Consider the following 22355-nt stretch of genomic DNA (forward strand, 5'->3'; position numbering starts at 1 on the left):
TACCATAGGTTTGTCCTCCTTTTGCTTTTGGGAATTCGTTTTGTCTGGTAACTTAACGATCTCCCATAAGGAGGACTTTTTCAATATCAAAATTCATTAACTAAAAACCGTTTTTGGACAAGAGTGTATGGACATATATTTTTAATGCACTGTATACTTTCTCGATATCTGTCGTGGCCAGGTTTTTTTTGCTCTCAAAGTCTATAAATGGAAGATCCTTTATAGCTATAAACGTTTCATCAGTTTTTTTAAGGTATCCTCTTTTGGAAAGACGCCTTAAGACTAATTGACAACCCCTTCTTGGAATATTCAAACCAAAATCATCCTTAAGTAGCTCGGCCAATTTAGCATCGGTCACTGGATCTGGCTTATGACTATTTAGCGAAAATAGAGAAAATGATACGAGGTAATCGAGATAATCTCTAAAACCTTCATCTAAATCAACTTTTAAGATTGCCAAGCTCGTAAGTGTTTTTATTTGTTCTTTCATAGTTGTTTGCCTTTGATATCGAACAAGTTATTGAATAGTTAATGTTCAACACCCAAATACTAATACTTAGATGGTTTCTGTTAACGCTTCTACAACTTAGATGTAGCTTTCAGCAGTCAGCTAAATTCTTTTTTTAAATGACTTTTCCTGAATGCTAAAAGGTAACCATTTACCCTTCCTTCTCAGTATCACTACTTAAAACTTGATGAAAACATATCTGATGAGACTTGGGCATTATCTGGAATCACTGGGATGATGTCAATAGGTTTTCAGTTGAGGTGAAAGTTGCTGCCTCCCCTGACCCCTCCCACTGTGGTGCAAGGAATTTCTGAAAGGATTAAAATGGATTCCCGATCAAGCCGGGAATGACTGTGGTCGTGAATTCCCAGGTTCAGATTTTCCAGTTTTTGTAGGGATTAACTCCGACTGGCATTTTATGATGAGACAAGGCATGCCTTGTCTCTACAAGGTGGTGTATAAAACCTCACCCTGCATTAGAAAAGCAGAACCAGGAGAAAGTATTTTTCCATATCCTGCCATGCATCATATGTAGGTTGTGTTAAGCGAAGCAACACAACAATCTTCCAGCCAAATTGATATTAACAGTCTTTTTTGTTGCTATTTAGCGACTATGATTTTTTGCTAACCTGTTATTTTTGCGATTATTTTTTGATTTTATTTTTCTATTTAGCAATTTTTTCCAACGTTCCCAAAATGGCTAAATGCTAAATATAAGGCCCCTCTTAACCATATATCTGACAGTAGATGGTATATTATTCAGAACCCGGTCAAGCTCACGTTTCGTCGTACACAGTTCTTCTTTACCCCAGAAGCATAAAGTTCCTGGCACCCGTCTACTTCTTGCCTCTCTTTCAATTAAATACCTCTGTTCTCATACCGATTAGCACTGACAACCGCTCTATGTTTCAATTTCTTTTACCTTTTCACCCAAGTCCCATAAGCCACTATTTCATGATTCTTGATTATTGAGCTTTCATTGACAGAATTCTTTTTAATGCCTGGCGATAGACCTCCATATCCTCTCTTTTATCAATAGCGATAATCTTTATGATATGATCCATAACCTCATAAATAATTCTTATTCGTTTTTTATCGGCATACAGTTTAAAGTAACCCTCAAGATTAATTCCTGCTTTATTACCGAGTGGGTTGCCATACTCAGGATTTTGTTCCAGCTTTATGAGTTGTTTCAATACAATTTTTTTCACACTTCCATCAAGCCTATCAAAATCTTCTCGGGCTTCTGGAATAATCTCAATCTTCCAAGTCTGCACGGGTTAATCCTTCTGCGTTCAACAAGTCATCAAGGCTACTTGTTGCATTACTGTCTTTACGCTCTTCAATGATAAATGAAAGATAGACATGCTCAAGAATATCTTTTGCTTTTTCTGTCCGTTCCCATTCCTCATATGGCACAATAGCAGCGGTCTTTACCCCTTCATTATTTGTAATAAATTGTATTTCCATCTTATTCCTCTGTTTCAGGATGTTTATGTTTATTATGTTTTAATATAAATATATTGTCAATGATTCACTATTGGTAAAAGACTGAGCAAGTATTTCAACAACACAGGGCTAACAGGTAAGAGGACTTCAAGCTTGAAAGTGCAGAATACAGGACATCGATTTACCAAAAGAGGTTAGTTCTTCTTTTCTTCTCCTTATTATTCTTAAAGGATAAAATAAATAGGCAGTTTACATCGGCCATACCAACCCGAACTTGATGTCGCAATTTGCGATTTCAAATTATTGAATCCTCCTCTTTGTTCCATTGTTAAAAAGCTCTTATGCTATTTCTCATTTTCAGTTTTATCTGAAAGGGCAGTCAGGATTTCCTTTATTGTTGCGTCAGGTTTTTTAGAAAGGTATCCGGCAATTCTATTTGCCAAATAGGCTGTTGATATAGATGTACCGGCATATGCGCCTGGTTCACCCTTATATCCGACAGGAAATGAGGCAAAGCCCGGTGCATATATTGTGACAAAGTCTCCATAATTGGATTTATCCCATTGTTTGCCCCCTGGATCAAGCGCCCCTACACCGATGACTGAGTCATAGGCCGCGGGATACATGATATTACCGGTCGGTTCGTTACCCGCCGCAGCCACTATTATTAACCCCTTTGATGCCGCATAATCAAAAGTCTGATCAAGAAACTCGCTCTTTGTCTCAGAACCCCAGCTCAGGCTCATTACCCTTGCGCCATTATTAAGGGCGAAATCAATGCCGTTCATCAAATCATAATTTGATATATAACCCTCTTCATCAAAACCCTTTATGGCAATTACAGGGTTTAAAGCGTCTGATTCATCACCTGCACCAAGTGGTTTGACTGCGCCCCCTGCTATCATCGCCATCTGAGTCCCGTGACCCAATGAATCGGAAAGAGGCGAATCAGGGTTTATGCTGTTAAATGATCTGTAAACGTAAGGGGCGGAAAGATACTCCTGTGACAAGCCGCTGTCTATCACTGCTATCGGGACAGCGTTTTCGGATAAGCCCTTTGCTTCAGGGTAAGATGTTTCTGTAGATAATCCGGTAACAAAAAAGGGATGATTAACAGGATATGCATAATTGGCCTCGGCCTTTTCAATACCTGGATACCTGTTGATCAGTTCCAGTATCGCAAAATAGTCAGATTTTTCAGGCAGAATAACTTTTATAATCCTGGCAGTTATGTTGTAACCCGCAACGGCCAGCCCGTTTTCAAATAAAAATTTGTCAAAATTCTTTAAATCGATTTCCCTTGAAAGCCGGAGCAGTATTTCGTTTTTAACAAATACAGAACCATCATTAGGATTTTTAACGAGTTGTCTCTTACCCGGTTGAAGTGTTTTTTCATGTTCTTTTTTCCCCGGAAAAAACAGGTGAACCTCTTCAAGTATTGCAAATTGACCTGCGGGTGTCTCAATTGATTTCCATATAAGGACATAGTTCAGGTCTCTTAATAAAGTATTCAAACCCTGCCCAATCTCCCTGTTGCTGAAGGAAAATGTTACATAAGGATTTATTTCCGGGTCAGCATGTACAGTTATTCCCTGATCAGCAAGCGCCTGCAATATATCCATGAGAGGTTCATTTTCTGCATTTACTGAAAGCCTGTTTCCCCTGATAGATACCTCAACAGGCAATCCTTCTGAAAAAGGAAAGATGAGTATGATAAGAAATATTAAGAGGGTTCTTATGTTCATGATTAAAAGAGTTTAACATATTTAAATTATAATCGCATATTATTACAAAAAAATATTCTCTTTAACCGCGAACCACACGAACCACACGAAAATAAAACTCGTGTAAAAGTTTGGTGTCTATGTCGAGGATACATTCTGTAAGACTGGATTCCCGATCGCAGTCGGGAATGACGAGGGGGTTGTGGATTCTCTGATTCGGCCACCGCAAAGACGCAGCCCACTTCGCCAAGGCTACGGCGCGCCAGGAAGGGCGCTAAGAAAACAAAATATATTTTGATAGCATAATAAAAAGCTTTTCTCCGTGTCCTCCACCTGTCCCGCCATAGCTTCAGCGACGGCGGATGTTCTCCGTGGTGAAATATATTTCTACACCGCCTCTCCTGCTGCATGACCTGATGACCATGCCCACTGGAGGTTAAAGCCCCCAAGGTGCCCTGTTACATCCACCACCTCTCCGATAAAATAGAGCCCTGGCTGCTTTTTGGTCTCCATGGTTTTTGAGGATAGTTCATTTGTATCCACTCCGCCAATGGTCACCTCAGCTGTGCGAAAACCCTCTGTGTCTGAAGGTTTTATCTCCCAGCAGGTAAGTGTATCCGCAACACGCTTCAGTTCTTTATCTGGTATATCAGTAATATGTTTTTCAGCAAGCCCATGCCAGAATAGCCCCTGCAGCTCATGAACAAGATTCTTTGGTAAATGTTGTGACAAGAGATTACGCAGAAGGGCCTTTGGGTGGTTAAGCTTCTCTTCCCTGAACCAGGCATAGATATCCATATCAGGTAGCAGGTTTATGGTAATGGTTTCTCCCGAATTCCAGTAGTTAGATAGCTGCAATGTCGCGGGCCCGCTTATACCCCTGTGGGTAAAAAGCACATTTCCCCTGAAGGTTTTTTTACTTGTGCTTAAGGTTGCATCAATGGTGATACCTGAAAGCCGCTCAAACATGCCACTGTATTTACCAGTAACCCTGAAGGGCACAAGACCAGCCCTTGTTGGTAAAACAGAGATACCGAACTGCCGCGCTATTTCATAACCAAGCCCTGTTGCACCTAGATTAGGTATAGAGAGGCCACCGGTCGCAACCACAAGAGAGGCCGCCTTAAACTCTCCCTTGTCTGTTATGATGGTAAATCTTGTCGGGCCCGCTTCATTATTCTCTGCCTTAACAGATTTTACCTCACAACTTGTTATGATCTTTACTCCTGCGCCTTCACATTCTGCAAGGAGCATCTTTAATATATCCTCAGAGGAGTTCATACAGAATAACTGCCCCTCTTCGCGCTCTTCAAAGGGGATATTATATTGTTTTATAAGGCCGATAAAATCATGCTGCGTATATCTTTTTAAGGCAGATTTGCAGAAATGGGGATTCGCTGAGACATAGCACCCAGCCTCCACATAAAGATTGGTAAAATTGCATTTGCCGCCACCTGAAACAATGATCTTTCTGCCAGGTCTTTTGCCCTTGTCCAGCACAAGCACTTTGCGGTTACGTTTCCCTGCTGTGGCGGCACACATGAGGCCTGATGCCCCAGCACCAATTATTATTACGTCATAATTGTTCAAACTGCTTTCCTCAAAAATTGGTCAAACCAGTTAGACAAGCGGGGGTACCCTTTAACCGTATCACCTTCTGCGGGCAGGCACGGGGGCCTGCCCCTACAGTTATATCCAACATTACTAGATACATCTTTTTCCTTTGCTACCATTCAGCCTCTTACACTGCTGTCCGAAAACCAATTTTTGACAAGAGTGATCATCAATATAATATTTTAAATCCGGATCGAAAACATAATAGTGTAAATTCGTTAAATTAAAATGGCTTCTTCGTCTTTCCCGTGAAGGCGCATTGTCGTCAAGCTAAGGCGAAAAGCAAAAGCAATATCTCACACAGAGGCGCAAAGAACACTAAGAAAATCAAATGCTTTTTAACATAATCTTTTTCAGTTTCTTAACTTTGTGAGCTTTGTGACTTTGTGTGAGAAATGATTTTATAGTCTGGCATTAAAATCAATTTATTTTTTCATTGTGTACAACCAATGCTTTTATTGATAGATGGTATGGAGATATGTTAATCTCAGCCTTCACATATTACAGGATACTTAATGTCTAATGAAAGATTCAAACTAATACCCGAAGCGCACCTGCTTTTATTCATGGAAAACAAAACACTGCTTCTACTGAGAAAGAATACTGGGTATGAGGATGGAAAATACAGTGTTGTTGCAGGCCATTTTGAGGGGAATGAAACAGCACGTGAGGCAATGGTAAGGGAGGCATTTGAAGAGGCAGGGATAAAAATCTATCCTAAAGACCTTGTACTCGCCCACATCACCCACAGGAAGCATCTGGATGAGAGGGTATCATTCTTTTTCACAACAGCTACGTGGGAAGGGGCAATAACAAACATGGAGCCGAAAAAATGTGCAGACCTTCGCTGGTTCCCCATAGATTCCATGCCAGATAACATGGTTCCCTATGTGCGTGATGCGATTGAGCAGAGTTTAAAAGGAAATATCTATTCCGAATTCGGATGGAAAGAGAAATAAGATATGTACACTGTTATATTTGATCTGGATGGGACTTTAAGTGATTCTGCAGAAGGGATCATAAGGTCGATAAATTATGCCCTGCCAAAACTTGGTTATGATGAACAAAAAAGAGAAGACCTGCTTCAATATATTGGCCCGCCACTCAATATCACCTTTGAGCGACTCACAGGTATAAAGGATAAAGAGTTCCTGTTAAAGGCGGTGAATATCTTCAGGGAAAGATATTTTACAACAGGCTTTAAAGAAAATGTGCTTTATGATGGGATAAGGGATGTGCTGAAACTGCTTGTTAACCAGGGTAATATCCTCTGCATCGCAACCTCAAAAAGAAAGGACATTGCCGAAAATGTCCTCCGGCATTTTGAAATTTTTGAATACTTTACACAGGTGCATGGCAGCGATATTTACAGAAAAAAGGCTGACCTGCTCATGGATATGCTTAATGACCCTCTCCTTAACAACAGGCCCATGATCATGATTGGTGATCGTGATACCGATTTTATTGCAGCAAAGGAGGCAGGTATGCCTTCCATAGCTGTGCGGTGGGGTTATGGAAATGATGATGAGTTCAGGCTTGCAACCGCTGTTGTAGAAAGACCTTCAGACCTGCCTGAAGCTATTATGCAAAATGCACAAATGGTAAAAATAATGCAATCCACCCGGGAGAGATAAAAAGGCCCCTGCTCTATTCAACCCTGAACCAGTCAAAATCCGCGTACCCTTTACTTTCTTCTATATTCGGGTTGATGCTGAACAGCCCCACCTTTGCACCGATCCACACGCCAGGAGTTGCAGCAAATGGGGTTCCTAATTTTTTAAATTTATCTCCATCAAGGCTGTATAAGAAGGTACATACACCCTTTTTATCCACGCGCACCCTGAAAAAGCATGTGCCCTGCTCAACAGGGTGCGATTCAATCCTTTCAGTCTTATCCTCCCCCTGAAAATAGGCGCCCTTATACATCCCTATCTCCAGACCCTCAGCGGTCTTTGTGAAGGCAATAAATGCCCACTCTTTGCCCATTATTACAAGCCCGCTCTTCTCATTTACCATGTCAGGGGTAAAGGTGATTCTGGTAGTTGCTGTAAAAGACGGGGCAGAAAATTTCTGAAGTAATAGATTGGGCACAAACCACAGGTTCCCATTCTGAGTATAATTTTTTACAGAGTACAGGCGTATGCTTCCCGGTGATTCTAAAAGGGAATACCATGCATCTTTCGGGTTTGCGTGCCACTGCCACTGGAGCCCCACCCTTTTATCATCAAACTCATCGGTTGTCTGAGGTGTGACGACCGGGTATACCTTACCGACATCCGGTTTTTTATCCTCATTCACAGGCTCGCCAATGCCATCTTCATTAATATCTTTACCAATAACAGGCCAGCCATCTATCCATTCTACAGGCTGCATATGAACAACACGGCCATATGCGCCCCTGTCCTGAAAGTGTATAAACCGCCACTCTCCGGATTTAAGCTCAACAAGTCCGCCCTGGTGCGGGCCGTTTATCTCCGTACTCCCCTGGTGCAGAACTATCCTCTCTTCATATGGGCCGTAGATATTTTTTGCCCTCAAGACAGTCTGCCATCCGGTCTGCACACCACCCGCAGGGGCGAATATGTAATAAAAGCCATCCTTTTTATAGAGCTTTGGCCCCTCAATAACAGGCTGTTTTGCAACATCATGGTAGATGACCCTCCCATTATCCATGATCCTTTTACCATCAGGGCTCATGCGGTGCAGATACAGGATATCTGCCCTGAGCTTGCTCCTCACAAGGTATGCATTGCCATCATCATCCCAGAATGGGCATGGGTCTTCCCACAGCTCCACCTCTTCAACAAACTGTAAATCCCATTTACCGGCAGGGTCTTTTGCTGTTGCCATAAAGAGCCCGTCATGGGGTGTGCAGAAATAGACATAGAACAGGCCTTTATGATAGCGGATAGATGGAGCCCATGAACCCTGGCCGTGGACCGGTTTATTATACTTTTCAAGAGGGAGCGCATCATAAACATGGTTTATGATCCGCCAGTTCACAAGGTCTTGGGAATGAAGCACAGGTATCCCCGGCATGCAGTTGAAGCTGGATGAAACCATGTAAAAGTCATCATCTACCCTGATAACATCAGGGTCTGAATAGTCTGCAAAAATAATAGGATTTTTATAATTGCCATTTTCCATATCAGGTACCCATTGTGCTGATACGCTGAAATTGGCCATACAAATAATGATAAATAACAAGCTGCAAAGTTTCATACAAGATTTCCTGCCATGGCTTTAACGTGGAGTTTTAATGTATTATTAGTTTTTACCTGGTAAAGATCAATCTATTATTTACATGTATTGACAAACAAAAAAGACAAACATATCATCACAAAAATGGTTAAACCAAACCGGCAAGACCAAAATATCTTTAACCCCTATTCAAACCTATCATTTAAGGAGGAAAGAGCATGAGAACAAAATTAATTGTTGCGTCCGCACTATTGTTTATTCTATCCGGCGCTGTAATGGCAGCCGATGTTACAGGGACATGGGTAGCAGAGATGGCAATCCCGGCTGGCGGGCCTGGTGGCGGAGGCGGCGGTATGGGTGGAGGGCCTCAGGGGCCAATGAAATGGACATTTAATCTTAAGGCAGATGGCGCAAACCTCACCGGAAGTGTTATAGGCCCCATGGGTAGAGAAAACCAGATCGTTGAAGGCAAGATAGATGGTGACAAGGTATCCTTTGTTGTAAAGTCACAGGGCATGCAGGGAAATGAGATGAAGATTACCTACAAAGGGACAATAGCAGGTGATGAGTTGACGCTCACTATGGAAAGAGAAGGCGGTATGGGCGGCATGGGTGGCGGACCTGGCGGTGGAGCAGGTGGCGGTATGCAGAGACCTCCGCTGGTTGCAAAACGTCAGAAGTAGATATTCATACACGTAGAGACAAGGCATGCCTTGTCTCTACCTTGAGGATGTTTACCAGCATCAGAGGCTTTATCATCTTTACAGGCATAGCCTGCAGGAATCATGCTTTTCTCAACTACATATAAGAAATCAAAGTATCATTTAGTTTATCTCTTAACTCAGGATTCACATGCACCTCTTCAGCATATTCAGGCCACTTTGACACTGTCATGTCAATTTCCTTAATGATGCTGTCAGCCTTTTTGATATTCATTGACTGGGCAACGCTTAAAAGGTCATCCCTTTTTATGCCTGTTCTTTTTCCATTTATACTCAGGGCATGCTGACTCACCCATTCGCTCCCCGGTCGATAAGCATGACAAACATCGTAAGCAGGAGAAAGCTCCCATTCCTGATCTCTTTTGAGGAGAAATGAAAAATTCTTTGTGTGATCATCACAGTTTCTGGCTATTACATTGAATACCATTCTTCTATAAAGCTGCTCTGCCTGTGGATATGGCAGCCTTAATATACGCATGGTTTGAAAAAGCTGTTCGTAGCTATAACTTAAGGTATCATTATAATCATAGTGCTGCATGGCACACAGGGTTTGAACATGATGCTTTACATCATTTCCTTCGCGATCGAACCTTCTTGTCATGAAATGTGCCCGCCCACTCTCCTCATGCAACCTGCTTTCCATCATATCGATTCCACTGGCTATAGCCATATTGTAATATGCCATTTCTACCCGGCCAAAACCTGTAGTTTTACCGAATTGATCATCACTCACCCCATCCAGTTTAATCAACCAGTGTGAAAAGCCAGCAGGGGCTGTGGTTTGCCCTGATTTTACCTCTCCTGTTTTTTCATTGTATGCAATAATTGCCTTGGGTCTTGCCCCGCCAGCAGAGGTGCCGATCCGCAGTATTTCTCTCATGGCTTCATCATCACTTTGTGACAGCTCAGCCTTAAACCCCTCTCTTATATTCAGCATTTTTTGAGTAACCTCTATGAGGCTGTCCATCTCAATATTAAATGCCCTTTTATTTGATTGAAATAAAACAGGTTCAAACTCAAGCGCCCCTATGCTGCGTGTCCCGATAAAACATAGAAGCTCAACAGGATTATAGCTGTTTTCAGGCCTTCCCTGCCGGGCAAGCCATCCATTAATTAATCGATTACCATACCTGTCGGGCAAGGTATCAGAAAGCAGTCCGGGTAATCCCCTGAACGCATCGAGATTCCACAACTCCGGAAATGAAAAAATTCTATTGGACAGATTCAAAGGCATTTTAACGGGTGCCAGATCCCATTGCCGGGAGATAATATCTTTGGAATACTCAAAGGTTGAAATCCGGGTCTCTTCATTCCAGGCTACTGCGCCTGCATGTTCACCCCATATGTATATGTTTGCGGTTAATTGCATTACCAGCTCTCTTCAAAGCCTTTATCTTTCTTTTTCTCCCTTGCCCTCTGCCGTTTTCTGCCTTCTATTTTTGCGAGCTCTATCGGGCTTATTATTTTTTCTATCTTAAATGTCTGTAAGATATGCAATGAATCCAGTGCCCTTAAAATTTGAATCAGGGATATAAGTGTAATGGACTCACCACTTTCTATCTTAACAAGTGTGGACCTGTTTATGCCTGCCTTTTCAGCAATCTGCGCCTGGGTTTTATTTATGGATAACCGCCTCTCTTTTATATAGTTGCCAATAGCAGAGATTATTGCCCGGTCACTCATTGCAACCCAGTCTGTGTCTATTTTTGCCATCATTAAATGCTTTTTATTAGGTTAATGTTGTTATTTATAGACAAATATAGGCTTTTATATATTATGAGTCAAGGGTAAATAATCTGTTTTACTTTCATCTTGTTTCCATGCTCAACATGGCATCAGCATCAGCGAAAAGAGTATTCAAGTCATACCCTTCTCCCGCATCAATTTCCCTTTCCCCTTTGAGTAAAAGCCGGAGTAGTTCTTTTTCCTGCTCCGATTTTTCATAGGCTTCAACGCCAATCATGACGGCAGCACCCCCCCTCTTTGTTTTGAAAGCATTTTGCTAAAAGCTGAATGCTAGTAGCTGACCGCTTGAATCCAAAAACGATAGTTTTTGGATGGACACCAATTAGTTCTCGATAATTTCGGCTTTACATTCCATACCCTCATCGTATACAACTGTGGTTATGTTTTCACTATCAAAGCCATGATCTACTAATATTTTAGCTATTGCTTCTGCCCTTCTTGCCGCAACTCCTATCCGACCTTCATCAGAGACTTCTTTATCATCCTTACAGGCACAGCCTTCAATTTTATATCTTTTAGATTTGTCTAATTTGTTGAGCATGGCTTCCATTTCTTTATCCGCTACTTCAAATGTCCCCGGTTCAAAATTAACAATTACCGGGTCAAGCTTACTTTTTTCTTCTGCAAAAATATTTAATGAAAGGCAGAACACAAAAAAGAATAGAAATAGTTTTATTTTTTTCATTTTTATAGCTCCTTTATACTTTGATTTTTGCCCTCGTTCCTATGGTCCCCGTGGGAACGGCCTGTTTTGACGCTCCGCGTCTCTTTTCCTGTCATTAAGGTTGTAACTCTTTACTTTTCAAAGTCCTTTTATCAACCTTAAATGATATGAAAACTATTAAGAATGCCAGCAAAACAAAAATGCTGTAATTAACAGGTTTGTAATCAGGGGAATATATTGCCATAAATATGGAGATACCAATCAGTAACAGGATACCAGCAACAAATATAGCGAACCCCTTTGCTGTATGATGAAATATGTATTTTCTTTCCATAGGAATTCTCCTTTCAATTTATTTGTCCTCGTTCCCATGGTCTCCGTGGGAACGCCATGTTTTGATGCTCCGCGTCCCCATTGTTAATTCATTATAACACAGAGTGTTGATTAACGAACGGTTCCTATGGAGACCGTTGGAACCAGAATAAACAGGTCTATGACTTCGGAGAGTCAAACAAGCACTCGCATTATCGCACCTGCTTATATTGCCTTCCCCATCGTCCAACAAGGTCGGCACTCCCGAAGGGTGATCACGGCGCTCAATACCGTGACTATGCATTCCCTACTATCGCTTCCCCACCATCGCTGGAAGTCAAGGCATAGCTCGGGGCCGGAGTGGATCGATACTCCTTACTCCCTAAAGGATTTAGCTTCATTTATTCTCTTCAACCTCACCTCCTATCTCACACCAGTTTTGACCGGCGCTTTCAGAACGTCCCTCGTCTCAGGATCATCCCTGAGAACTGCACCTTTCGGCAAAGGAAAGTGGAAATCCTCCTTGCTCAATTCGGGAGATGATATTTCTTTATATACTTCGGTGTAATGGTCATAATTATTAAAGCGCTTTATATTTTCAATTTTTTCTTCAAATCGTTTCTCTGACCATCCCAGCTTATTTTCTTCATAATATTTTGAATATAATTTAATAGTATCTTTGTAATCTCGAAAGCGATAATATTTTCTAACAAGGTAACTCTTCTTTGATACCCATATGGTTTCGCTACGAGAAATATCAGATACTCCTCTTATTACATAGCAGTATTCTTCGCCGATCTTTTCAATTTTTTCAACCTTTGGATTTTTCAACCAGGCAAACGGGAATTCATACTCCTTAAATACAGGCAGGAATAGTTGCGGCATAATAGTGAAAGGCCCGTTGTATATTTTCGCTCTATTCAATGCTATTTTGTCACTCGCTTTATTAACAAAAGTATTATTATCCCGGGTGTAAAAATAAGGTTGGGTACTGTCACTCCACATTGCCCAAGAACGACCCATGCTTGAAGGCACATTCGTTTGGGTCCAGGTAATGAGGTATTGATCGGGCTTTTTCATGAGGATCGAAAATGAGATCTCGGCCACTCCTTCAAACTGTTTAGGTCCATAGACTATGCTAATAGTTCCTTCAACTTTGTATGTCTTCATGGATTTATATGTAGCTGCAACCTTTTCCAGTATTTCGGTAGCAGAAGGGTTGTCAGCATAAGCATTTGTACATAGAAATAAAATCGTAATGACGAATACTACAATTTTTAATTTATTCATGTCTGTTTCCTTTTTTAAATCTAGTGACACTCTGTTATAAACCTTCCTTTTCTGGTTTACGCCCTAATCACCAGGCCAATCTCTGAGTTCTATGCCTTGAGGCACAATATAGTTAAAGTCCTCTTTGTTCAATTCGGGTGATGAGATATCTGTATAAATCTCAATGTGAAAGTCGTTTTCCTTCTTTTTCTTGATCCATTCCTCCCTTAATTTTTTTTCTTCATCTGATATTTTCGTTGCTTGCTTAAGTATTTTCAAATAATCTGGCTCATAATAATATTTCATAATCAGGTAACTCTTATTTGATATCCATATGGTTTCTTTTTGGGAAGTCACAGAGGTGCCACTTATGACATAGCAATCTTCATCTCCTATTTTTTCTATCTTTTCGACCTTTGGATCTTTCAACCAGGAAAACGGGGCCTCATTCCCCTTGAAGACTGGAAGGAGAAGCGTCGGCATAATGTGAACAGGTCCATGATAAAATTTTGCTGCACTCAAAGCCATTTCGTCATTAGCAAATTTGAATAAAAAATTAACCTTCCTATTGAGTAAATATCTCTGGGTCCCATCACACCACAAAACACATGAATATAGTTCCCCTGGTCTCAGGTTTGTTTGGTCCCATGTAAGGATGTACATATTAGGTTTCTTTAAGAGGATTGTAAAAGAGAGCTCAGCCTTCCCAATATTATTTGTATATTTGTGGATGGAAGTGATAGTTCCCTTAGCCTTGTAAGTTTTCATGGATTTATATGTAGCTGTAACGTTCTTTAGTATTTCATTTGCGGATGGATTGTCGGCATATGCATTTGTGCATAGAAATAAAATCGTAATGATGCAAACTGCAATTTTTGAATTAATCATGTCTGTTTCCCTTTTCTAAATCTAGTTACACCCTTTTTTAACCCTACCTTTTCGTGTTCACGCTCTAATCATCAGGCCAAAATGTGTTTCTCGTTTTTATTGGACTATCCCCTTCCGATTAGATCATTATTTATTCTGTTCATCTTTTTTGGCACGAGTAGAATGCATCGTCTCGCGAACCCCCCGAAGTTTCCAGATCCCATCCTCTTTGTGAAAGATAGCGGTGTAAAGATAACCGTCTCGTCCTGAGCCAAAATTACAGTAGATAATTGCCTTATCATGGTTCTGGTTAAACTTGGGCTCCTTGTTTCCTTCCCAATCCCCGACTTTTATGGTTTCCGCCACCTTCTTTCCGGCAGTCACCAGATCAGGATCTTCAATCGGCTGCGGGTTTGAGTCGATGTATGCAATTGCACTGTCTACATAGTTAGAAAAATTATTATTCTTACTTTTTTTCTTTATTTCCATCAGGATTTCACGGCTGCGAGGAGAGGCAATTAATTTTAACGTATTTATCGCACCGGCCTGTGCCCATCCATCATTTAATTCATTGAGGGCACAACTTTGGAGAAAGTCCCATTCTTCTTCTGTTATGGGATCAAACATCGTAGTAGCAAGCTGAAATGCCCAGCTGTTTTTGTTGGTATAGGGTTCTTTGTCCGGTGGAGGTGCATGTTTTATAAAGAGACGCAAGTCTTCCGGCACCCCTATAAAAGCGAGGATCTGCCCCGCCCTGGTTCCTATATTCCTGTCTGTGACCAATTCACGCAGGGGCGCGCGTAGTTTATCTTCCAATTCAAATATCTGAGCATCAAGGTTGTGTACGGGACTTTCAAAGGTACCCGAGAGAAGCTCGCGCATTGCATCTACCTGAGCATCTCCAGTCAATTCAGCGATTCGTGCCACCTCGGTATTGTCAAACCCCCTTTTTAAAAAAAACTCAGATTTCCAGTCACTTGAAGCGTATCCCTGGTACCCTGGTTTTTCTACATTAAACATGATAAACCCGGTAAGACGTTCGGATTCATCCCAGATCCCATTAACAATTCCTTTCTCATCAGATTGGAGCGTTAAAAGGTCGACTGTGTGGACATCATCCTTATTGGAATTATCGTACCACTGAATTTTTATCACCACATCCTTTAGAGGTCGTCCAAGGCCATCAATAACCTTTGCGGTGAGATTGCGTACTGAAGAAGTTTTATTTAAGACAAAGGTGTACGATTTTCCCTGAAAGTATGTAGTTGTAACATGCATTTTATCCCCATCAATTATTCCATCCCAGGGGATTAACTTCCAGCCCACATCCATTATAAGGCTGATCTTATTACCGTCGATTTTGCCATCAGTAAGTGGCATCCCGATTGTGTGTAACATTAGTTTTCCAGTCAGAGTCGAACCATCCACTTTTAATATCATTCTAATATCAGAATTATCAATTTTACCTACCCAACTGCCGGAAATATCATCGGCTGCAGCGGATGTTGTAATACCAAGAACCATAAAAATACTTAAAAAGGTATGTAGGTATTTATAAATTTTCATTTTGTCCTTCCTTTTTAAAATTAGTTTGTAGATACTATGTGGATCACTTGGAAGCCATTTGATATAGTTTTCTTTTTAACCCATTAAAAAGGAGGATACCAAATGAACAAGAACCAAGTGATCCAGAAGGATAATAACACAAGAGAAGTTAATTTGTACATGGCAATGGAGCTGTCGGATAAAAAATGGAAGCTGGCCTTCAGCGACGGGAGTAAAGAGCGATTACGGACTATAGATGCTGGGGAAATGATAGTGTTATGGAAAGAGATAGCAGATACGAAGGAGAAATTTAAATTAGATGAAGAGGTAAAAGTAATCAGTTGCTATGAAGCTGGAAGGGATGGATTTTGGATACACCGGTGTCTTTTAAGTAACGGAATAGATAATAATGTTATTGATCCAGCGAGTGTGGAAGTGGATCGCAGGAGGAGGCGAAAAAAGACAGACCGCCTGGATGCGAAGAAGCTCTTAATGGCATTAATGAGGCATATGTGGGGAGATAAACAGGCTTGCAGTATGGTAAGGGTCCCCTCTGTAGAGGATGAAGATGATAGGCAATTACACCGGGAACTGGAGAGTTTAAAGAAGGAACGAACAAGACATAGTAACAGGATTAGATCATTATTGATATCCCATGGAGTAAGGATAGAGAATCCTGGGAGAAGAGATTTTATAAAATACCTGGATAGCGTTAGGCTATGGGATGGAAGTGAAATAAGTAAGAACTTGAAAGATCGTTTAAAAAGGGAACATGATCGTTACAGTCAGGTAGAGGATCAGATCAAAGAACTGGAAGGCATCCGTAAGATTCTTATACGTGATAAGGAATCGGAATCCATGTCACGTGTAAGGCAAATGCTGAAATTGAAGGGTATAGGGATTGAGAGCTCCTGGATTTTGGAGAAGGAATTTTTTGGCTGGCGTAAATTCAAAAACAGGAAAGAAGTTGGCAGCTTATCAGGCTTGAGCCCGACACCTTATTCCAGTGGAAATAGTAATAAGGAACAGGGGATCAATAAGGCTGGAAACCGGCGAGTCAGAGCCATAATTGTTGAGATATCATGGATATGGATAAGATTCCAAAAGGAAAGCAAACTGACAAAATGGTTTAATGAAAGATTTGCAAGTGGAGGCAAGCGGATGAGGCGAATTGGGATAGTGGCAGTAGCGAGGAAGCTTCTAATTGATATATGGAGATATATAGAGCATGGAGTAATCCCTGAGGGAGCTGTTGTAGCTTAAGGGGAGGATCAATAATAGCCAAAGGAAAGTAAGAACTGATTAAAGCTGGTAGTTGGTGAAGGTGCCCGAACCCAACCTTGGTTGAAAAGATACCGTTTTCGTAGATGGGGCTCCTTCATCACCGGTTAAACAAAGCCAGAGGGCGTATGTAGTATTAGGTGCTCGATTAATCGACACGGATAGAAGGTTGTTATAATCTCATAAGAGATTTATACCTTAAAAGAACCGGGCCAATGAACCAATAAAAGTCAGTGTTTTTACAATTTAAGTGTTTTTGTAGGTCATTTAATCAGTAGCAATTACTAGTAATTGCTACTGATTAAATGACCTACCGCTAGAGGTGTGATTAAAATAATAATTTATACTAATTTGGCTTGACAAGTGGTCCCATAGAAGGTTGGGTTAAGCGCAGCAACCCAACAAATTCCCGGGGGCTTTTTAAAGCAAGTTCCATATACAATTTAAAAAAATCCTTTCTATTTTGAGCCATCAATTAAAAGGAAGTTGGGTTTTAACCCAACCTTTGCTTGTCTGGTCCCCATAGCGTTTGTTTAAACAAAACCATCGTCAGCTATTAATAATTTACAGGCCAATCTGAGCGTGTTGCATTTTCTGGGACAGCATAGTTGAAATCATCCTTGCTTAATTCAGGTGATGTGATTTCTGTATATTCTTCAACTTCTGGAAAAAGGTCGTGTAATATTCCTTTCTCATATTCTTCAATCATACGTTTCTTTACTTCGTTTGAAAATGTGGTGCTATGCATAATCACTTTTAACCTATCAAACTCCCAATAATATTTTCTGATCAGATAACTCGTTTTTGAGACCCACATGACTTCTCTTTTGGTAAGCTCCGATGTTCCGCTTATGACATAACAATCCTCTCCCCCTGTCTTTTCACTCTTTTCCACCTTTAAATCTTTCAACCATGCAAAAGGGTCCTCATTCCCTTTAAAAATTGACAGTAAGAGCGGTACCATTTTAGTAGGCCCTTCGGTTTTAGAACATTGTTTCAGAGTTATTTCGTCACTCGGCATTTTATTTAAAACCTTAACGAACGAAAAGTATAGATATGGTTGGGTTCCATCGCTCCAGCTTACATAATCCTTATTTTTTTCAGGCGGCATTCTCTTTCTTGACCATGAGATCAGGTACATATTTGGCTCCTTAAAGAGAATAGTAAATGGGATTTTATTTTTTTCATTGTAAAATTCATGACGATCTCCCTTAACCTTGTATGTCTTCATGGATTTGTATGTGGCGGCAACCTTTTTAAGTATTTCATCAGCGGAAGGGGCGTCAGCATAAGCATTTGTACACAGAAATAACATTGTAATGATGATTGCTACAGTTTTTATTTTATTCATGTCTGTTTTCCTTTTAAATCTAGCAACACCCTGTTTTAAACCGACCTTTTCGGGATTATTCTCTAATCATCAGGCCAGATTTCTCTTATCTCTGTGCCTTTGGGTACAGTATACTTAAAATCCTCCTTGCTCAATTCGGGAGATGAGATTTCTGTATATACTTCAGTGTAAAAGCCTGACGTCTTTCTACGCTTGTACTCTTCCAAATAATATTTTTCTTTTTCTATTTGTTCATCAGTAATTCCAGGCCAGCGTCTGCCTCCTTCAGGGGGTTCTGTAGAACGCATATATTTTATTATATGGTAGCTAGTCTTTGAGATCCAAATGTTTACGATTTTCGATTCCGCCGATGATCCGCTTATCATATAGCAATCATCTTCTCCGATCTTTTCTACCTTTTCGACTCTTGGATTTATTAACTCCAAAGAGGGAATATTAAAATGTTTTAAATTTGATAAAAAATGTAATGGGATAAGGTGTACAGGCGCTCCTACTTGTAAACCTTTTCTTAAGGCAATGTCATCAGTCGTTATTTTATATAAACTATATCCACCATATAAATAGGGTTGACTCCCATCACTCCACAACACTTTTATATTATGGCCTGATGGAAGGTTCAATACGGTCCAGGTCATGAGGTACATATTGGGCTTCTTCAAGAGAATCGTGAATGTAGACTCCCCACCGCTTCCTGTTCCCATTGTAGACTTTTCGAATGAGGATCTCGTTCCTTTGCACTTGTATGTCTTCATGGATTCGTAAGTGGCTGCAACCTTATTCAGTATTTCCTTTACAGAAGGATTCTCAGCATAAGCATTTGCACACAGAATGAACATCGTAATGAAGCATATTACAATTTTTATTTTAATCATGGATTTCACCTTTCCACTTGACCACAGTCTGTAGGTTGGGTTAAGCGAAGCAACCCAACAAATTCCTTTTTCAACCAAGTCCCCATATACAATTAAAAGAAATCCTTTCCATTATCAGCCTTCAATTGAAAGGAAGTTGGGTTTTAACCCAACCTACCATCTTTCCAGTATTAACCAACGCAGAGCGTTGCGAAAAAGAGGTGCGCACGGACCATGGGCACCAGAGAAAACATAATTGGGAGAGGAGGGTATACAATCACACCTCTCCCTTCTCCTCAAGAGGGAGGGATGCTGCGGAGAAACTTTCATCTGAATTTAATATATTAATTTCCAGCCACATCAGCACTGCATTTACCGGCTTTTTGGGCTAGTTCCAATCCCCGGCAGTCGCCCAGATTACAGGCCTTTTTAAGATCAAGGCACATGTTTTCTGAGTCATTCAGTTTATTATAAGCAACTGCCCTGTTGTTATAGGCCTGCAAATAGTTCTTATCCAGCTCAATGACCTTTGTATAGTCTGCGATTGCTTCAATGTATTTTTCCAAGTTCCTGAAGGCATTGCCCCTTTCAAAATATGCCTCCAGCATTTCAGGCTCTATTTTAATTGCACGATCGAAATCTTTTATAGCTGTATTATAATCCTTCAGAGCATTGAAGACCTCACCTCTCAGTTTGTAGTTAAGTGCAGTTTTTCCAGATTTTTTTATAGCCATATCAAAGTCCACAATTGCCTTTTCATATTCCTTCAAATACATATATGCCATACCCCTTCCGGAATATCCGGGGCCGTATTTTTTACTGATTTTTATTGCTTCATCGAATGCCTTAACAGCATTGTCATATTCTCCGACCTTAAGAAATTTCAAACCCTTTTGGGCTGCTTGATAAACATCGTATGGTGTGTTAACACCTGGCAAGACAAACATAATAGGCAATTTAGCAATACAGTCGACAGGTTCCCCATTTTTGGTAGCAGGCGTAAATCTATAATTTTTAACAGCCCCTATAGCTGAAGCCTCAAAAATACCTTCGGGCACAGCCTCAATTATCTCCGGGTTGCTTACCCGTCCATCTTTTGTAACAATAAATTTTAAAATAACACGTCCTTCTGTTAATATCAGCCCGTCAATCGTCTTTTTTTTAGGATAAATTGGCGGGATTGCTTTAGTAACCCTGGGAGGTGTATCTACCTCACTAAGCTTAAAAGCCTTTTCTTCAGAATTCGAATCATCAGATGCATAGGATAAAGTATACATAAGAGATGCAAAAAGAATCAGCACAATCGATGAGTTTTTTTTCATAATATCTTCTCCAGGTTAAATAGTAAGTTACTGTTGAATTGAAATACAAATGCAGCATGTTAATAAATATCCGTCCACGGAATATCTCTTTTGTATGATTCAAACCGTTTTTCATACTCCTCCAGATTATACGACTTACCTTCTTCTTTTAATAACTGAATAGCCTTTTCCTGACTTTTTAACGCCATATCAAAATCTCCGGCCTCAGCATAGGCTGCAGCCAGCGTATCAAACATTTGCGATTCAGGATCAAGATCATCTGGCTTTTTTGCGAGCTCTATTGCTTTTTTTGCATACTCTACAGACTTTTTACCGTCGCGATATTTCTTATCGATGCATGTAGCAAGCAGCCAGGCCAGACTGTTATATGCTGCTGCATAGTTGTTATCCAGCCTTATGGCTTTTAGATGCTCTTTAATAGCGAAATCATACTGTTTTTTCATATAATAAACAGACCCTCTTCTATGGTAATACATTGAAGAAGGATTTAACTCTATCGCCTTATTTATATCAGCAAGGGCAAGATCATATTCCTTTTGTTGTTTGTATAACTCTGCTCTATGAAAATAGCTGGAATGAATGTGGGGATTTAGTTCCATTGCCTTCCCATAGTCAGCAAGGGCAAGATGGTCTTCCTTTTGTTTTTTATATCTGTCATTTATATTGCTGTTTTTGATCTCTTCACTCATGGCCAGTTTTATTGATAACATGTCTATATCATCTCCGCCAGTATCCTTTATCTTTTTTGCTATTACATCTTCAAACTGGTTAAATGGCCCACCCTCAAAATGGATCTCGTTACCTACTACCTTGCCTACCCATGGAATTCTAAAAAGATTGGGGCCAATTTTTTTTGTTAGGGAAAATGAGACTGTGTCGCCGCTGATCCTTGCGTCAGGGGGAATCATTATGTTTGAGTTTAGAGGAGGCATTCTAACCAGCCCGGTAAGAGACATTCCAATAGCTTTTAAAGACAAGGTGATCTGCTGGCCATTTGCCTCCATAATCCATGTTCCTGAAGGTTTTACTGTTGGAGGCAAATGAATTTCATCGTTTACCTGGTCCTTTTTAGCAGGCACAACTTTTTTCGCTGTAAATTTAAAAGTGTTAGCTGGAACCCTGGCTGTAAATTGTATTTTATCGCCGACAATGGTCCCCTCCCATTCAGTCCTTTGTCTGATTAGCGTATTAGGAGGGCAATAAAAATAGATTTTATTATCTTTAATTTTACCACCCCGTATTTTATTTTGAGTAGATTCCATGGGGCTGACAGTTCCTGTAAGTTTGTTCCCTTTAACCTTGAAATCCATTGACATCACACCATTCAGGTAATTTGCAGTCCATTTCCCGGCTATATGTTTGTTGGGGCCTTCAGACTCCTGCACTGCTTGTTCTTCTTCCAGGTCTGATTTCATTTTTTTGGCTGTGAATTTAACAGGTCTGCCATTATTCACTGATATAAAGCTAAAATGGATTTTATCTTTTTTGATTACCCCTTCAAAGGGTATTTCAATTATACTGGAATTCTCTTGACGTATTGTATAAAAGGTTATTTTGTTACCTTCAATCTTTCCATCTTTGATTCCGCCCACGGCCCTCACTGTTCCACTTACTGATGATCCTTTAACTTGGAGTTCAAGATAAATATCACCAAGCGGTACTTTACCTTTCCATGTTCCTGACAAATGGTCATAGGAACCGGGGGCATTCTGAGCCTTTTCCTGTTTTGATATATTTACAGATGTGCCGGAGATATCGGATGCTTTTAAAGGTGTTGATATGCCAAGAACAAGACAAATGCAGAATAATGCTTTCAGATATTTATGTGATTTCATTCAGACCCTCCGAATAATGTTATTTTATCCAATCTCAAATCTAAATACTGTGTTACTACCCCTAATCAATGTTTTGCCTCTTGCTTGCGTTTAT

The 22355-nt window shown here is 40.4% G+C and carries 21 protein-coding genes and 1 pseudogene; 4 read left to right on the forward strand and 18 right to left on the reverse strand.

Annotated elements, in window-relative coordinates:
- Positions 1 to 100 precede the first annotated feature (100 nt).
- The 5 genes from GX654_13000 to GX654_13020 all read right to left on the reverse strand — a co-directional run bounded on the left by GX654_13000 (position 101) and on the right by GX654_13020 (position 5223).
- On the reverse strand, positions 101 to 490 hold the full coding sequence (locus GX654_13000) for a hypothetical protein (GenBank protein NLD37778.1): 390 nt from the start codon (positions 488 to 490) through the stop codon (positions 101 to 103).
- Between the two features lie 983 nt (positions 491 to 1473).
- Positions 1474 to 1785 carry a type II toxin-antitoxin system RelE/ParE family toxin gene (locus GX654_13005; protein ID NLD37779.1) on the reverse strand — a complete coding sequence of 104 codons (312 nt, stop codon included), beginning with the start codon at positions 1783 to 1785 and terminating at the stop codon, positions 1474 to 1476.
- Positions 1766 to 1978 carry a hypothetical protein gene (locus tag GX654_13010; GenBank protein ID NLD37780.1) on the reverse strand — a complete coding sequence of 71 codons (213 nt, stop codon included), beginning with the start codon at positions 1976 to 1978 and terminating at the stop codon, positions 1766 to 1768. The genes GX654_13005 and GX654_13010 overlap by 20 nt, the downstream gene beginning before the upstream one ends.
- A 323-nt stretch (positions 1979 to 2301) precedes the next feature.
- Positions 2302 to 3642 (reverse strand): S8/S53 family peptidase, encoded by a 1341-nt coding sequence (locus GX654_13015; GenBank protein NLD37781.1) that lies wholly within the window; start codon positions 3640 to 3642, stop codon positions 2302 to 2304.
- Between the two features lie 426 nt (positions 3643 to 4068).
- Complete coding sequence (locus tag GX654_13020; GenBank protein NLD37782.1) at positions 4069 to 5223, reverse strand: NAD(P)/FAD-dependent oxidoreductase; 1155 nt, start codon at positions 5221 to 5223, stop codon at positions 4069 to 4071.
- A gap of 587 nt (positions 5224 to 5810) precedes the next feature.
- Between GX654_13020 and GX654_13025 the strand changes: the two genes are divergently transcribed.
- Together GX654_13025 and GX654_13030 are read left to right on the forward strand one after the other, a co-directional pair.
- Positions 5811 to 6254: an NUDIX domain-containing protein gene (locus GX654_13025; GenBank protein NLD37783.1), complete on the forward strand. Its 444-nt coding sequence runs from the start codon at positions 5811 to 5813 to the stop codon at positions 6252 to 6254.
- 3 nt (positions 6255 to 6257) lie between these two features.
- Positions 6258 to 6929, forward strand: coding sequence for an HAD-IA family hydrolase (locus GX654_13030; protein NLD37784.1), 672 nt, complete (start codon positions 6258 to 6260; stop codon positions 6927 to 6929).
- Between the two features lie 13 nt (positions 6930 to 6942).
- Here the strand turns inward: GX654_13030 and GX654_13035 are convergent, their stop codons facing one another.
- Complete coding sequence (locus GX654_13035; GenBank protein NLD37785.1) at positions 6943 to 8517, reverse strand: glycosyl hydrolase 43 family protein; 1575 nt, start codon at positions 8515 to 8517, stop codon at positions 6943 to 6945.
- Positions 8518 to 8714: 197 nt separating this feature from the next.
- Between GX654_13035 and GX654_13040 the strand changes: the two genes are divergently transcribed.
- Complete coding sequence (locus tag GX654_13040) at positions 8715 to 9179, forward strand: hypothetical protein (GenBank protein NLD37786.1); 465 nt, start codon at positions 8715 to 8717, stop codon at positions 9177 to 9179.
- Between the two features lie 115 nt (positions 9180 to 9294).
- Here GX654_13040 and GX654_13045 read toward each other — a convergent pair whose 3' ends face one another.
- The 8 genes and pseudogenes from GX654_13045 to GX654_13080 all read right to left on the reverse strand — a co-directional run bounded on the left by GX654_13045 (position 9295) and on the right by GX654_13080 (position 15642).
- Entirely contained in the window at positions 9295 to 10587 is a 1293-nt protein-coding gene (locus tag GX654_13045) for a type II toxin-antitoxin system HipA family toxin (protein NLD37787.1), read from the reverse strand.
- A complete protein-coding gene (locus GX654_13050) occupies positions 10587 to 10934 on the reverse strand; it encodes a helix-turn-helix transcriptional regulator (GenBank protein ID NLD37788.1) in 348 nt (115 codons plus the stop codon). The genes GX654_13045 and GX654_13050 overlap by 1 nt, the downstream gene beginning before the upstream one ends.
- Before the next feature lie 91 nt (positions 10935 to 11025).
- A pseudogene (locus GX654_13055) lies at positions 11026 to 11205 on the reverse strand (type II toxin-antitoxin system Phd/YefM family antitoxin).
- Positions 11206 to 11286: 81 nt separating this feature from the next.
- Positions 11287 to 11649 (reverse strand): OmpA family protein, encoded by a 363-nt coding sequence (locus tag GX654_13060; GenBank protein NLD37789.1) that lies wholly within the window; start codon positions 11647 to 11649, stop codon positions 11287 to 11289.
- Positions 11650 to 11743: 94 nt separating this feature from the next.
- On the reverse strand, positions 11744 to 11962 hold the full coding sequence (locus tag GX654_13065) for a hypothetical protein (protein ID NLD37790.1): 219 nt from the start codon (positions 11960 to 11962) through the stop codon (positions 11744 to 11746).
- Between the two features lie 401 nt (positions 11963 to 12363).
- A complete protein-coding gene (locus GX654_13070) occupies positions 12364 to 13230 on the reverse strand; it encodes a hypothetical protein (protein NLD37791.1) in 867 nt (288 codons plus the stop codon).
- A 63-nt stretch (positions 13231 to 13293) separates the two neighbouring features.
- On the reverse strand, positions 13294 to 14097 hold the full coding sequence (locus GX654_13075) for a hypothetical protein (protein ID NLD37792.1): 804 nt from the start codon (positions 14095 to 14097) through the stop codon (positions 13294 to 13296).
- 126 nt (positions 14098 to 14223) lie between these two features.
- A complete protein-coding gene (locus GX654_13080; protein NLD37793.1) occupies positions 14224 to 15642 on the reverse strand; it encodes a hypothetical protein in 1419 nt (472 codons plus the stop codon).
- 102 nt (positions 15643 to 15744) lie between these two features.
- On the opposite strand from GX654_13080, the gene GX654_13085 reads away from it, so the two are divergent.
- Positions 15745 to 16884 (forward strand): IS110 family transposase, encoded by a 1140-nt coding sequence (locus tag GX654_13085; protein NLD37794.1) that lies wholly within the window; start codon positions 15745 to 15747, stop codon positions 16882 to 16884.
- A gap of 574 nt (positions 16885 to 17458) precedes the next feature.
- On the opposite strand, the gene GX654_13090 is transcribed toward GX654_13085, so the two are convergent.
- The 4 genes from GX654_13090 to GX654_13105 all read right to left on the reverse strand — a co-directional run bounded on the left by GX654_13090 (position 17459) and on the right by GX654_13105 (position 22261).
- The gene (locus tag GX654_13090; protein NLD37795.1) at positions 17459 to 18253 is read right to left on the reverse strand and encodes a hypothetical protein; all 795 of its coding nucleotides are present in this window, start codon (positions 18251 to 18253) and stop codon (positions 17459 to 17461) included.
- 62 nt (positions 18254 to 18315) lie between these two features.
- A complete protein-coding gene (locus GX654_13095) occupies positions 18316 to 19125 on the reverse strand; it encodes a hypothetical protein (protein ID NLD37796.1) in 810 nt (269 codons plus the stop codon).
- Positions 19126 to 19448: 323 nt separating this feature from the next.
- Positions 19449 to 20426 carry a TonB family protein gene (locus tag GX654_13100; protein NLD37797.1) on the reverse strand — a complete coding sequence of 326 codons (978 nt, stop codon included), beginning with the start codon at positions 20424 to 20426 and terminating at the stop codon, positions 19449 to 19451.
- Positions 20427 to 20485: 59 nt separating this feature from the next.
- Positions 20486 to 22261 (reverse strand): tetratricopeptide repeat protein, encoded by a 1776-nt coding sequence (locus GX654_13105; GenBank protein NLD37798.1) that lies wholly within the window; start codon positions 22259 to 22261, stop codon positions 20486 to 20488.
- Positions 22262 to 22355: the final 94 nt, after the last annotated feature.

It is taken from the genome of Desulfatiglans sp., from assembly GCA_012513605.1.
Taxonomy (GTDB): domain Bacteria; phylum Desulfobacterota; class DSM-4660; order Desulfatiglandales; family HGW-15; genus JAAZBV01.